Origin of the sequence: Sphingobium sp. JAI105 (assembly GCF_015752145.1) — a bacterium.
Taxonomy (GTDB): domain Bacteria; phylum Pseudomonadota; class Alphaproteobacteria; order Sphingomonadales; family Sphingomonadaceae; genus Sphingobium; species Sphingobium xenophagum.
Genome location: NZ_JADOUC010000001.1, coordinates 1987494 through 2001424 on the forward strand (window position 1 = coordinate 1987494; position 13931 = coordinate 2001424).

12 protein-coding genes are annotated in these 13931 nt (G+C 64.7%); 3 read left to right on the forward strand and 9 right to left on the reverse strand.

Annotated elements, in window-relative coordinates; all coding sequences use genetic code 11:
• Positions 1-81 precede the first annotated feature (81 nt).
• Positions 82-3081 (reverse strand): TonB-dependent receptor domain-containing protein, encoded by a 3000-nt coding sequence (locus tag IWY39_RS09545; protein WP_107125901.1) that lies wholly within the window; start codon positions 3079-3081, stop codon positions 82-84.
• A 395-nt stretch (positions 3082-3476) separates the two neighbouring features.
• Here IWY39_RS09545 and IWY39_RS09550 point away from each other — a divergent pair, with 395 nt between their 5' ends.
• Positions 3477-4019, forward strand: coding sequence for a hypothetical protein (locus tag IWY39_RS09550; RefSeq protein WP_107125902.1), 543 nt, complete (start codon positions 3477-3479; stop codon positions 4017-4019).
• Between the two features lie 5 nt (positions 4020-4024).
• Here IWY39_RS09550 and IWY39_RS09555 read toward each other — a convergent pair whose 3' ends face one another.
• The 3 genes from IWY39_RS09555 to xseA are packed head-to-tail and all read right to left on the reverse strand — an operon-like array spanning position 4025 to position 6587.
• Positions 4025-4864, reverse strand: a complete 840-nt coding sequence (locus IWY39_RS09555) for a M23 family metallopeptidase (protein WP_107125903.1) — start codon at positions 4862-4864, stop codon at positions 4025-4027.
• Positions 4861-5073 carry a DUF2093 domain-containing protein gene (locus IWY39_RS09560; RefSeq protein WP_107125904.1) on the reverse strand — a complete coding sequence of 71 codons (213 nt, stop codon included), beginning with the start codon at positions 5071-5073 and terminating at the stop codon, positions 4861-4863. The genes IWY39_RS09555 and IWY39_RS09560 overlap by 4 nt, the downstream gene beginning before the upstream one ends.
• 20 nt (positions 5074-5093) lie before the next feature.
• Positions 5094-6587: an exodeoxyribonuclease VII large subunit gene (xseA, locus tag IWY39_RS09565; protein ID WP_026149768.1), complete on the reverse strand. Its 1494-nt coding sequence runs from the start codon at positions 6585-6587 to the stop codon at positions 5094-5096.
• A 7-nt stretch (positions 6588-6594) separates the two neighbouring features.
• On the opposite strand from xseA, the gene purD reads away from it, so the two are divergent.
• Both purD and IWY39_RS09575 read left to right on the forward strand, forming a co-directional pair.
• A complete protein-coding gene (purD, locus tag IWY39_RS09570) occupies positions 6595-7872 on the forward strand; it encodes a phosphoribosylamine--glycine ligase (protein ID WP_107125930.1) in 1278 nt (425 codons plus the stop codon).
• A 65-nt stretch (positions 7873-7937) separates the two neighbouring features.
• Positions 7938-8477: a hypothetical protein gene (locus IWY39_RS09575; protein WP_019053454.1), complete on the forward strand. Its 540-nt coding sequence runs from the start codon at positions 7938-7940 to the stop codon at positions 8475-8477.
• A gap of 33 nt (positions 8478-8510) precedes the next feature.
• On the opposite strand, the gene IWY39_RS09580 is transcribed toward IWY39_RS09575, so the two are convergent.
• The 5 genes from IWY39_RS09580 to IWY39_RS09600 form a co-directional block, all read right to left on the reverse strand.
• Positions 8511-9422 carry an acyltransferase family protein gene (locus tag IWY39_RS09580; RefSeq protein WP_231377504.1) on the reverse strand — a complete coding sequence of 304 codons (912 nt, stop codon included), beginning with the start codon at positions 9420-9422 and terminating at the stop codon, positions 8511-8513.
• 328 nt (positions 9423-9750) lie between these two features.
• Positions 9751-10545: a 3'(2'),5'-bisphosphate nucleotidase CysQ gene (locus IWY39_RS09585; RefSeq protein ID WP_017182949.1), complete on the reverse strand. Its 795-nt coding sequence runs from the start codon at positions 10543-10545 to the stop codon at positions 9751-9753.
• Positions 10532-11878: a TldD/PmbA family protein gene (locus tag IWY39_RS09590; protein ID WP_107125905.1), complete on the reverse strand. Its 1347-nt coding sequence runs from the start codon at positions 11876-11878 to the stop codon at positions 10532-10534. Before IWY39_RS09590 ends, IWY39_RS09585 begins: the two co-directional genes overlap by 14 nt.
• 42 nt (positions 11879-11920) lie before the next feature.
• Complete coding sequence (nudC, locus tag IWY39_RS09595) at positions 11921-12838, reverse strand: NAD(+) diphosphatase (RefSeq protein WP_181316827.1); 918 nt, start codon at positions 12836-12838, stop codon at positions 11921-11923.
• Positions 12825-13907 (reverse strand): A/G-specific adenine glycosylase, encoded by a 1083-nt coding sequence (locus IWY39_RS09600; protein WP_107125907.1) that lies wholly within the window; start codon positions 13905-13907, stop codon positions 12825-12827. Before IWY39_RS09600 ends, nudC begins: the two co-directional genes overlap by 14 nt.
• Between the last annotated feature and the right edge of the window lie 24 nt (positions 13908-13931).

The window sequence follows — 13931 nt, forward strand, 5'->3', positions numbered from 1 at the left end:
TCGCCCGCCTGACTTTCGCCCATGAAAAAGGGGGCCGGTGTCGCCACCGGCCCCCTTTCCTTATCTTGACTGATCGAAGGATCAGAAGCGCAGCTTGGCAGCGACCGTGTAGCGGCGGCCCAGCGCGTCGTAGGTCGACGGATAGACGTTACCGCTGTTGTAGCTGGTCGAACCGATCGAGTTGCCAACCACCTTGGGCTGGTTGTCCAGCAGGTTCTGCACGGTCATGGTCAGCGTGACTTCGTCAGAGACGTGGAAGCGGCTGGTCAGGTCGAAATAATGTTCAGCCGGGATACGGTTGAAATCGACTTCCTTGCCGTTCAGCGTACCGACGAAGGCATCGCCATCCTCATATTTCACGCCGTCGATATAGCGCCACAGCAGCGACAGATCGACCGAGTCAAACGAGAGGGTGTTGCGCACCGACCAGGAGAATTCCGGCTGGATCGAGGCGCAGTTGACGCTGTAGAGACCAACGCATTCGCGGTTGAGCGACGTCGGGGTCGCCTGGAACGTCGCGCTGTTGGTCCAGTTGCCGTTGGCGCTCAGCGCCCACTTCGCGAAACCGACATCCTTCTGATAGTTCAGCTGAACGTCGATGCCGTCCGTGGCCAGCTTGCCCAGGTTCGACAGCGTCTGCGGCAGACCGCCGACGACAGCGGCTTCACCAAACAGTGCGCCCGTGCCCGGATCGCGGCGGATGCCGGTGCAGGCCGGGTCCGAAGCGCTGGCGGCGGTGATGTTGTCGAAACAGGCCGAAATCACGTCATCAGGCGTCGGGCTGGTGATCGCACCCGTGATCTTGATGTTGTAATAATCGACCGTCAGGCTGAAGCCCGGCAGGGCTGCTGGCTGGAGCGACACGCCCAGACCCCAGCTGTTCGACTTTTCCGGGCCGAGGGCGAGGTTACCGCCGCCGGTGGAGTTCACCTGGCCAGCCGGATCATTGATGATCGAGCCGAGCTGGGCTGCTGTTGCGCCCTGGGCGATACAGACAGCCGCCAGGTTGGCGTTCTGGGTCGGCGCAGCGCCGGCGCAGGGATCGCTATCCAGGTTGGTCAGCGTGGTGTTCACCGGAGCGAACAGTTCCGCGATGTTCGGCGCACGAACGGCGCGCGAATAGTTGCCGCGGAACTTGATGCCGTCAACTGGCGTCCAGTTGCCGGCCACCTTCCAGGTGGTCGTGTTGTAACCCGAACCGCCATCGACCGAATAGTCGGAGTAGCGGATGCCCGCTTCCAGAGTCAGATCCTGGAAGAAGGGCTTGTCCTGCACCAGCGGCAGGATGACTTCGCCATAGGCTTCATAGACGTCATAGCCGCCGTCGATGTTCGGTGCAGCACCACCGGCGCCGCCCAGATCGCCCGACTGCGACAGCAGATCGGATTCCTGGCTGGCACCATATTTGCGATATTCGCCACCCAGCGCGAACGCCAGGCTGTCGGTGCCGAAGGGCGAAGCGACGCCAAAGTCACCGCTGATCGTGCCCTTGACCTGCGCCAGCGAGGTCTTGGTGGTGACCTGGCTGTTGGCCGTCAGATAGGCATTCTGCGCAGCCGTGATCGAACCATCGGGACCGAACACGTTGAGCGGGACGCAGCCATTGGTGTCGGTCAGGCAGGTCGCGGTGTTGGTCGCGAGAAGCGCCTGACGGACGCGCGAGTTCAGCCAGTAGCCCTGCTGGGTCTGGACGTTCTCCGATTCACCGTAGCCACCCGACAGATCCCAGTCGATCGAGTCGGTGATGCCACCGCGCGCGCCGATGCGATAATCGAAGAAGGTGGTTGTGAAGTCGGAAATACGCGGACCCAGTTCGGTCGCACGACGCGACAAGGTCGTCGTAACGGTGCGATAGTTCGGGTCGGTCGGGCTGGTCGCCGTCGCCGCGGCGGCGCATTCAGCCGCCGAGAAGCGGGCGGTGTAGCCAACGCCAGGCGTGGTGTCGAAGGCGCAGAAGGCATTACGCTGGGCAGCCGACAGATAGGGGTTGCTGAGCGGAACCACAACCGAAATGCCGAAGGCACCCGACGGCGCGATGATCGTGCTGACGGTGTTCTTCGAGAAGATGCCGCGCGAATAGACTTCTACAGCATCGCTGACTTCGTAGCGGCCAGCGCCGTACATGTTGAAGCGTTCAAACGGCGTCTGGAAGATGTTGAACGGGTTGAAGTTATACGCATCGAACGCAGAGGTGCCGCGGAAAGCGCCACCAGCGGCCGTCACCTGACGGTTGCCCTGCACGGCGTTACAGGCTGGCTGTCCATCGAGGCCGCAACCGGTCGTGATCGAATCGGCGCCGGTCGTGTTGACGTTGGTGAAACGCGACGGGGTCGACGTGCCCGAACCGCCGCCAAGGCCGGTGAAGGAATCGATCGAGACATTCGAGAACGGACGATCGCCCTGATAGACCGGGTCGGACTGCTGATAGCCAACCGAGAAAACCACGTTACCGCGGCCATCATCGAAATTGGCGCCCAGCGTCACGTCGGCGCGGACATAATGACCATCGGCTTCTTCGGTCAGCTGGTTGGCGATATTCGCTTCCAGACCGGCAAAGTCGGACTTGGTCACGAAGTTGACGACACCCGAAATGGCGTCCGCACCATAGGTGGTGGAAGCGCCGCCGGTCAGCACGTCGACGCGGTCGATCAGTGCCAGCGGGATGTTGTTAAGGTCGAAACGGCCGTTCAGTTCGGCAGGCACCAGACGGTTGCCGTCGATCAGGACGATGTTGCGGTTGGAACCCAGGCCGCGCAGGTTGACGAACGAAGCGCCGCCATTGCCGTTGTTGACGGCCGAACCGATGCTGGGAACGATGCCCGGAATTTCACGCAGAATTTCTTCAGCGGTGTTGTTCTGCTTCAGTTCGATCTGGTCGGCGGTGGTCGCCGTAACCGGGGTCGAACGCGCCAGATTGGGGTTCTTGATCAGCGACCCGGTAACGATGATGGTGTCGCCCATTTCGGCATCGGCAGCCTGCGGCGCGTCCTGCGCGATGGCGGCGGTCGCGATCAGCGACGCGCCCAGAATCGCGGGTGCGACGCTGGCACGCAAAAGTGCCCTTTTGGAAAATGTCTTCACGGTCCAGTCCCTTGCTCTGGAGGTTGGCAGATGGCCTGCCACTCTAATGCACCTACAGGGGGACATGGTGCCCGACAGCGATCCCCCCATATGGATAGGGGGAAACTGCGCGGGGCGAACGGCGCTGTAAAGCCGGGGAAAAGGGCATTCACCGCTTTTGAACGCCCCTGTATCATAAATGCAACATGAACGTGGCATGACTGTTTTACAGGTGGTTAGCAATATAGTTGCACGGCGGTCCTACGTCATGCAGCAATCATGCCGCACGACCAAACAAGGCAGCCCTATTGTGGCGTTGCTCACGCCCTGATGGCGTTCGCAGGCGCATATTGACCTTGTCTCTGGCGGGTGCATTGTAGAGGAACAATGTGTCCGACGCGATGGAGAGACGATTTATGGCGGGCTTGCGCGCACTGTTTTTGCTGGTCCCGCTCTGTATCGCGGCCCAATCTTCCGCTGCGCCGCAACGGCAACAGCCCCGACCCGAAATTTTCAATGACCTTTTGAAATGCCGGACGATCACAATTGATTCGGAACGGCTTGCCTGTTTCGACCGGCAGGTCGGCGCAATGGATGCTGCGGCGCAACGCGATGAAGTGGTGGTGCTGGACAAGGGCGAACTGAACAAGACGCGCAAGACCCTGTTCGGCTTCTCCTTCCCCAAATTGCCCTTCCTTGGCGGTGGCGACGACAAGGAAGATGCGCCAGCCGAGGAAGGCGTCACCCATATCCAGGCGGTGATCGCATCGGTCCGCAGCCTGGGCTATGGCAAATGGCAGATCGGGCTGGACGACGGCGCGCAATGGATCACGACCGAAGCGATCACCGCGCGTGATCCCAAGGTCGGCCAGTCGATCGAGCTGAAACGCGCCGCCATGGGCAGTTTCATGGGCAAGGTCGATGGCGGTCGTGCCGTTAGGATGAAGCGGATAAGCTGACGAGGCTATTGCCCGCTGGGCATCGGCCCGGCGAGCAAGAGCGGATCGATCCGCGCGTCATTCCACTTCATTCCCCAATGAAGGTGCGGGCCGGTAGCCCGCCCCGTCGCGCCGATCGCACCGATACGCTGTCCCTGCGATACATGATCGCCAAGCTTCACATCAATGCGCGATAGATGCAGGAACGCGCTGTTCAGGCCATGGCCGTGGTCGATCATCAGCAAATTGCCTTCCAGCGTGAAAGGCTTGTCGGCGGCCAGTATCACCACGCCGTCGGCCGGGGCCACGACCGGCGCACCGGTCGCCCCGGCCACGTCGACCCCGCCATGATAAGCGCCAGCCGTCCCCTGATAGATGCGCTGCGACCCGAACAGGCCCGATACACGCCCCACTCGCGGCCAGACGAACCGCTGCCGCCAACCCGTGGCGTCAGTCACCACCGCGCGCGCAGCGGCGATCTGTTCCAGTTCCGGCTTGCGCAGCGCCAGAAACGCCTCGCTGCTTTTGGTGGGCCGCATCGGCGCATTGATCCGCTCGATCCGCCATGCACGCGGAGCGATGGCAATCGGGTGATCAAGCGTGCGGCCATCGGCCAAGCGGGCAGTCAGTTGCCCGGTCGGCCCGGCGTCGCGATCAAACGCGATCAGGAAACGGCCATCGCCATCGACCGGGACCAGCTTGCCATCCAATGTCAACGCCACCGTGCCCGCAGGGGCAGTGCCCAGCAGCACGCCACCCTGCGTCGCCGCCCCCTCGATCGTGAAGTCGGCGCGGTCGGGCAAGGGCGCGGCAGGTGCGGAAACGCCCGCCAGCGCAATCAGCAGTACCGCCACCCAGTGCCTCATCGGCCGCCATTCGCCTTGATTTCGGCCCGCGCAGAGGCTTCCGCATTGGCGTAGGGTTCCTGCCGCGCGATACTCCAATAGCGCAAATCCTCAAGCGCGATCTTCTGGCCGGTCACCGCGCACAGCACATGATCGCCCGACTGCAGCACGCGGAAACTATAGGCCATATAATGGAGCCGGGCGACACGATCGCTGTTGGACATCAACATGGGTCAGACCTTCTGGCGCTTCACGAAAACAGATCCTTCTGCGGCTCTTCCACCCCGCGCGGTTTGCGCGTCGGGCGTGGTGGAGCAGATATAGCGGCTGGGGCGGGCTTCTCAAGCGATGCCCCGCTATCCCCGACCGTCGCATCGACCGTCCCGTCCCGGAAATGCAGCGTCACCGCGCCTGCGGCCTGTGCCGCCGCGACCGACTGAACCAGCCGCCCGTCGGCCATCACCCGCGCATAGCCGCGCGCCAGCGGCAGGTCAGGATCAAGCGAGGCGAAATGGCGCGACACCCGGTCAAGCGCCGTCGCCCGGTCGCGATAGACGCGCGCCAGATAGTCCGGGCGTGGCCGCAAACGGTCCAACCGTTCGCTCGCCCGCTGGAGATATTGCTGAAGCAGCGCCGGTCGCAGCGCCCCGCCTGCTTGCCCCAGTTGCGCGCGCGCATCCGCAATCCGGTGGCGCAAGCCGCTGCCCAGCGCGTCGGACAGCTGGTCCAGCCGTTGCCGCTGCGGCGCCAGCAACATATCGGGCGTCGGCATCAGCCGTGCCTGCATTTCCAACCTTTCCCTGGCCTGCCCCGCCCCGCGTCGCACCGCGCGCCCGGCACGCAAGCCCATCTCGCCCAGCATCGCCAGCAGGTCCGCCCGTACCGGCACCGCCAGTTCCGCCGCCGCCGTCGGCGTGGGCGCGCGCATGTCGGCGGCATAGTCACACAGCGTGGTGTCGGTTTCATGCCCGACCGCGGAAATGATCGGAATCGAGCAGTCAGCGACCGCGCGCACGACGATTTCCTCGTTGAAACTCCACAGATCCTCGATCGATCCGCCGCCTCGCGCCACGATCACCAGATCGGGCCGGGGCAGCCGCCCGCCTGCTTCCATCGCACTGAATCCGCGCACCGCACGTGCAATCTGTTCGGCAGCCCCCTGCCCTTGCACCAGCACCGGCCAGACCAGCACATCGGTCGGGCAGCGATCCGCCAGCCGGTGCAAAATATCGCGAATGACGGCGCCCGTGGGCGATGTCACGACGCCGATCGTGCGCGGCAGAAAGGGGAGCCGCCGCTTGCGCTCCGCCGCAAACAGCCCTTCGCCCGCGAGTTTCGCTTTCAGCTTCTCCAGCAGCGCCATCAGCGCGCCTTCGCCCGCCAACTCCATCCGGTCGATCACGATCTGATATTTCGACCGGCCGGGATAGGTGGTCAGCTTGCCGGTGGCGATCACCTCCACCCCATCCTGTGGCGCAAAGGCCAGCCGCTGGGCCCCGCCCTTCCACATCACCCCGTCCAGCACCGCATTATCGTCTTTCAACGCCAGATAGAGATGCCCGGACGCCGCCCGCTTGAACCCGGAAATCTCGCCGCGCAGCCGCACATGGCCGAAACGATCCTCCACCGTGCGCTTGAGCATCCCCGACAATTCGCTGACCGATAGCGGCGGCGCGTTGTCGCCCGCCCGTTCCTCCGCTAACAGGCGGCCCGAACTGTCATAGGCATCATATTCCGGGGACATGGGCGACATGAACATCCTTTTGCTTGGCGGCGGCGGCCGCGAACATGCGCTGGCGTGGAAGCTGGCGCAATCGCCCCGGCTCGATACGCTCTATGCCGCGCCGGGCAACCCCGGCATAGCCCAGCATGCGACATTGGTCGACCTTGCCGCGACCGATCATCGCGCCGTGCTGGATTTCTGCACCCGCCATTCGATCGGGCTGGTGGTGATCGGCCCGGAAGCGCCGCTGGTCGATGGCCTCGCCGACAATCTGCGCACCATGGGCGTGCCGGTTTTCGGCCCCGGCAAGAAGGCAGCGCAACTCGAAGGGTCCAAGGGCTTTACCAAGGATCTGTGCAAACGCGCGAACATTCCGACCGCCGCCTATGTCCGCGTCACGTCCAAGGATGGCGCGATTGCAGCGCTGAACGATTTCGCGCTGCCGGTGGTGATAAAGGCCGATGGCCTCGCTGCGGGCAAGGGCGTGATCATCGCCGAAACGCGCGATGAAGCGCTGGACGCGCTCGACACCATGTTCTCCGGCGCGTTCGGCGCGGCGGGCGAGGAAGTGGTGCTGGAAGAGTTCATGACCGGCGAGGAAGCCAGCTTCTTCGCGCTGACCGACGGCACCGCCATCCTGCCCTTCGGCTCTGCGCAGGATCATAAGCGGGTGGGCGATGGCGACACCGGCCCGAATACCGGGGGCATGGGCGCCTACAGCCCGGCGCGCGTCCTGACCCCGGAACTCGAAGCCCAGGTGGTCGAAACGATCATCAGGCCGACGGTCGCCACCTTGGCCGCAGAAGGCATGCCCTACTCAGGCGTGCTCTATGCCGGGCTGATGCTGACCGATCAGGGGCCGAAACTGATCGAATATAATGCCCGCTTCGGCGATCCCGAATGTCAGGTGCTGATGATGCGCTTCGACGGCGATCTGGTCGACCTGCTGCTCAGCGTCGCCCAGGGCACGCTGGCGAGCCAGGGACCAGTCGCGCTGGCCGATCGCACCGCTCTCACCATCGTCATGGCTGCCAAGGGCTATCCCGGCACCCCGGAAAAGGGCGGCGCGATCAGCGGCATCGACGCGGCGCAGGCTGGCGGCGCGCTGGTGTTCCACGCTGGAACCGCCGATCAGAACGGCACGCTGGTCGCCAATGGCGGCCGCGTCCTCAATGTGACCGCCACCGGCGATACGGTCGGCGCGGCGCAGGCGGCAGCTTACACCGCAGTCGACGCCATCGACTTCCCCACCGGCTTTTGCCGCCGCGACATCGGCTGGCGCGAAGTCGCCCGCGAACAGGCATGAAGCCTTGCCGTCCGGGGCGACACCTATTTACATAGGCACGGCATAATCACGAAAGGCAGCGCGCGATGCAGGAATTTTTCATGGACTATGGCCTGTGGCTGTTGATCGGGCTGCTGGTGATCATCGGCCTCGTCTTTCTGCTGTCCGGCAAGGACAAGGCGCAGGACGCCCCGCAAGACATCGCACCCACGCCGCCCGCCCAGACCCCGCCTGCCGCTCTGGTAGAGCCGACACCCGCGCCCCCCATCGCCGCGCCGGTCGAACCCGTGGCCGCGCCGACAGCACCGATAGCCCCGATCGCGACTGCCCCCGAACCAGCGCCGGAACCCATGCCGGTCTCACCCGCCGCCACGGCTGCACCGGAAGCCGACGACGATCTGCTCCGCCTCAAGGGCGTGGGACCAAAGCTCAAGACATTGCTGATCGAACTCGGCGTCACCCGCTTCGCCCAGATCGCCGCCTGGACCGACACGGACCTCGCCGCGATCGACGCCAAACTCGGCAATTTCAAGGGCCGCCCGGTCCGCGACCAGTGGATCGACCAGGCCAAATATCTCGCCGCAGGCGACATCGCCGGCTTCGAAGCCAAATATGGCAAGCTGTAAGAATCGTTCTAGTAACGCGCGCCTGATCTCAGTCTAAGCGGCGCGGGCCGGAACAGTGTCCGGCCCGATTGGCGCTGACGCAGAACGCATCGCCGCTCTACTGCCGACGAATCGCTGGACCAGCGCATGGCGTGCCGTCAACTTGCTGGCAACCGCCAGCAGCAGAAGCGACAGGACAAACATGGGGAGAGTATCAGCCCCCGCCATCATCAACACCGCCATCACAAGGGGATGCCACAGATAGAAGAACAAACTGTCCCGCCCGAGCGCATTGAGGGGCGCAAACGACAGTCGCAAGGCTGACAAGCGCGGCAACAGTGCGATCAACCCCAGGCACATCAGCAACCGCGCAGGCACGAAGGCCAAGTCGTTGTCGCTACCTTGGAGCGTGCTCCACCATATCATGCCCAACGCACCCGTCAGCAATACCACCCCCAGATAACGGCTCGGCAACCCTCGCTCCGCCACCAGCATTCCGAAGAAGAAATAGACAGGAAAGCGCAGGAAGCGATTGTCGGGCGACAACAGACTGTCGCCGATCGCGCCATGCCCCAGTCCAAAACAATACATGATCGCCAGGCTGATCGGCGTCCCGACGGCAAGCAACTGGAGCGGCGAGAAAGGCACCAGTCGCGTCACCAGGATCAGGAAGAACAGGACCGGTATGTACCAAAGGTGAAATGGCGGACGCAGCAGTAACTCGATCGGCAGGGTCCAACTCACTGTCCAGCCGCTAACCAGTATATATATGAGTAGTGCGACCATCCATGGCAGCAGAATGCGATTGGCATAGCGACCAAAAATTCGCTCTGGCGGATCATGTCGCGTGCGGATGACATTGAGCAGATAGCCCGAAATGCCTATCATCAACGGCATGCGAAAACCCGCACCGACCCACATCGCCAGATGCGCCTGATGGGTCAGTTCCATGGCATGCCCTGCCATGACGAATAGAATCAGCACCCCTTTAATCAGGTCCACAGACGGATTTTTCGTCACCTGATAGCCCTGTGTCCCCGATAATCTGGATAGAAACTGGCTACCGCCCATGTCTTAAACATCCCGTTAAACGACACGCACAGACCAATTCTTCCGATGGCTTTTGCCCACCTGCAAATGCGTTCAAGACCGCCAGGATGGCCCTGAAGCGTCCCCTGAATTGGACGTTGGATGCGCGTCACACGCCCTCTGGTTCGTGGGGAGCAGTTCCGTCGACCGCGCGATCATCCTCTATGCGGGGCAAAATGACATCGCCAATGGTCAGCGCCTGCACTTAACCGCCCAATATCTCCCGCGCGCGCGGCGCAAGCCGTTCTGTTGCGGCTGCGTGGATGCCGGGCGCGGCGCATAGCAGGCCAAAGGCGGTTGGCCGGGGCCGGTTGAACAGCAACGGATCGCCCAGCGCATCGGTCACCATCGCGCCGGCCTCCTGACAGATGATCGCGGCGGCCGCTATGTCCCATTCATTGCCCCAGCGCACCGTGGCGACCAGATCAGCCTCATCGGCGGCAACCATCGCCATGCGCAGCGCGATGCTGTTGGGCTTTTCGACCATCACCAGATCATTGTCGTTACGCGGCAATTGTTCGGCTGGCACCCGCGCGCCGGTGAGAAGCGTGCGCGATCCCGCGCGCAACGTCCGCCCATTGCGGGTCGCCCCATGCCCGGCCTGCGCGATCCAATATTCGTTGCGGGCAGGCGCGGCCAATATCCCCAGCCGCACCGCGCCATCCTCGACCAGCGCGACCGATACCGCCCAGCCGCGTCGTCCGCGCAGATAGTCGCGCGTGCCGTCGATCGGATCGACCACCCACACGCGGGACACGCCCAGCCGATGCACGGTATCGGCCGTCTCCTCCGACAGCCATCCCGCCCCCGGATCGATCGCGCCGAGCGAGGCGCGCAGCAGGCCGTCGACTTCCAGATCGGCATCGCATACCGGGTGGCCCGGCACTTTTTCCCACTGGCGCACGCGCGTTTCGCCACCCGCCCATAGCGCCAGCGCATGATCGGCCGCATCCGACACGGCCCCCACGATCGCGCGCAGGTCGATATCAGCCCCCGGCAACGGTCATCCCGTCAACGCGTAGCGTCGGCACATTCATGGCATAGCGGAAATGCAGGTCATTGGCGGGTATCAGGGAACGGAACATCGCCTTCAAATTGCTGGCGATGGTGATTTCGGACACCGCGTTGGTCACCGCCCCATTTTCGATCAGGAAGCCAGCCGCCCCCCGGCTATAATCGCCAGTGACGCCGTTGACGCCCATGCCGATCAGTTCGGTGACATAGATGCCACGCTTCACGTCCGCCATCAGGTCGCCGGGGGATATGCTGCCAGGCTCCATATGGACGTTGGTGATGCTGACCCCCGGCGCGCCGCTGCCGCCACGGCTGGCATGGCCGGTCGGTTCCTGTCCCAACTGGCGTGCCGACGCACTGTCCATCAGCCAGCCGGTCAGTACCCCCTTGTCGATCAGCGCGCGCCGTTCGACCGGCAGCCCTTCGCCGTCGAACGGGCGCGATCGCAGCCCGCGCGCCAGCAAAGGATCGTCGATGATGGTGACGTTCGCGTCAAACAATGCTTCGCCCAGCGATTCGAGCAGGAAACTCGATCGCCGCGCAATCGCCGGGCCGACCATGCCGCCAATTAGATGCCCCACCAGGCTGGAACCAATGCGCGGATCGAAAATCACCGGCATGACGCCGCTATCGACCTTGACCGGATTCAGCCGCGCCACCGCCCGCTGGCCCGCCCGCACGCCGACCGCCTCGGCCTGGTCCAGATCTTCCAGATGACGCGCGCTGTGGCTGGCATAGTCGCGCTGCATGTCCGATCCGCTGCCCGCCAGGACGCTGGCCCAGGTCGAATGGCTGGTTGCGCCATAGGCGCCCGCAAAACCATGGCTGGTCGCCAGCGCAATCTGGCTACGCCCGCTCGACGCGCCCCCGCCCTCGCTGTTGGTGATGCCCGGCACGGCGCGCGCCGCGTCCTCCGCCATCATCGCGCGTTCGCGCAGCGCGGCGGGTTCCGGCTCCTCGCTGTCGGTCAGGTCCAGCGCGGGCGGGCGCTTCTTCATCAGCCGGTCCTGCGGGGCAAGGCCCGCATAAGGATCTTCGGGTGCCTCGCGCGCCATCGCCACGGCCCGCTCGACCAGCGTGCCGAGCGTTGCGGGGTTCATGTCGGACGCGGAAATGCTGGCCGACCGGTTGCCGATGAACACGCGCAGGCCGATCTCCTCGCCCTCCGACCGCTCGATATCCTCCAGCGCGCCAAGCCGCACCGATATGTTGGTGGAGGCATTGCAGGCATAGATGGCGTCGGCTGCGTCCGCCCCCGCCTTGCGCGCGGCGCTCACCAGATCCTGCGCGCGCGACTGGGCTTCTTCTAGGCTGAGCATGGAGGCAAGCTATTCCCGAAACGAAAAAACAATGGGTCGGCCTTACGCGCTTGGTTCGCGCGGGGCAACGCCCGCCAGCCAATGGTCGAGCAAGTGCCACGCCACCGCCATGCGCGGCGGCGCGATGAAGGGCGCGTCCGGCTCCCCGGCCATCGCTGCGCGCACGCCATCGGCATCGCACCAGAAAGCGTCCTCAATCTCGGTCGGGTCCAGCGTCAGCGCGTCGCCCGCTGCCTGCGCGACGCAGGCGATCATCAACGACGATGGGAAGGGCCAGGGCTGGCTCATCACATAGCGCACGCCATGGACGCGAATGCCCGCTTCCTCGAACAATTCGCGCGCCACCGCTTCCTCGATCGTCTCGCCCGGCTCGATAAAGCCCGCGAGCGCCGAATAGCGTCCCGGTGGCCAGGCATGCTGGCGGCCCAGCAGCACCTTGCCCTCATATTCCGCCAGCATGATCGACACCGGGTCCACGCGTGGAAAATGCTCCGCCTGACACGCCCCGCACTGGCGCGCCCAGCCTGCCTTGACCGGCGCAGTCCGCCCGCCGCACACCGCGCAGAAGCGGTGGCGCACGTGCCAATGCAGCAAACTGCGCGCTGTCCCGTAAAGCGCCAGTTCCTGCGCTGACACTTGCCCCGCCAATGCCCGGCTACGGGGCGTCGCCCCCGAACCGCCCGTCAATTCGACCAGCAGTTCAGCGAAGATCGGTCGTCCCTCCGGATCGACGCCCAGCAGCACATGATCCTCGACCAGCGCGCCGCCATCGATCGGCTCCAGCACCAGCGCGCCATCGACCTCGACCGGCTCCAGCCCGTCCAGCACCAGCACGCGCGCTGCCGGATCGGCAAATGTCTCCGCCAGCAATGCAGGGTTCGAGCGGATATGGTCGACACGATCGAGCGTGCCGCCGACAAAGCCGGGCGGGTCATCGAGCCGGGGGTCAGTGCCGTGCATCCGCATCCTTCTCCTTCAACACCGCCTGCGCCGCGCGGGCGAATAAAGTGGGCAGGCCCGCATCGGCAATGCGTTCGACCGGCCACCATTCGCCCTCGTCGGACGGGACATGATCCTGCTCCACATGGGTGGTATGGACGGTCAGCGCCAGTGAGAAATGGGTAAAGACATGGGCAACCGGCTCGGCCAGCGTCCGCCAGTCCCCGGCAAAGGGTGGCGCGGCGGCGGGATCGGCGCTCCAGTCGGAACTGGGCAGCGCCCGCATTCCGCCCAACAGCCCCTTGTCCGGACGGCGCACCAGCCAGACATGACCGTCCGCCCGCTCGATCCACCAGCCATGACCGTTACGATGCGGCCGCGTCTTCTTGGCCGCCTTGACCGGATAGGCGGCGGGGTCAGCCGTGCGCACTGCCGCACAATCGTCCCGCAACGGGCAGATGCCGCACGCCGGATTGCGCGACGTGCAGATGGTCGCGCCCAGGTCCATCATCGCCTGCGCAAAATCCCCCGCCCGCGCATCGGGCGTGATCGCATCCGCTGCCGCGCGGATCGCCGGGCGGGCCGCTGGCAATGGCGTATCGATGGCAAACAGCCGCGCCACCACCCGCTCGACATTGGCGTCCACCACCACCGCGCGCCGCCCAAAGGCGATCGCCGCGACCGCAGCGGCGGTATAGGCGCCCACCCCCGGCAGGGCGCGCAACCCCTCCTCCGTATCGGGGAAATGCCCGCCATGATCGCGCACCACCGCGCGCGCGCAGGCCAGCAGGTTGCGGGCGCGGGCATAATAGCCAAGCCCCGCCCAGGCCGCCATCAGATCGGCATCGTCCGCCGCCGCCAGTGCCTCTACGCTGGGCCAGCGCGCCGTGAATTTCGCGAAATAGGGGCCGACCGCCGCCACCGTCGTCTGTTGCAGCATGACTTCGGACAGCCAGACCCGATAGGCGTCGGCCGCATTGGCGCCGGGCAGCGCGCGCCAGGGCAGGCGCCGGGCATGGACATCATAATGGGCCAGCAGGTCGGCTGCTATTTTTACCCCGTCTTTTACCATGTCACCCTCGACGCGCATGGCGGCGCTATGCCATGGTGCGGC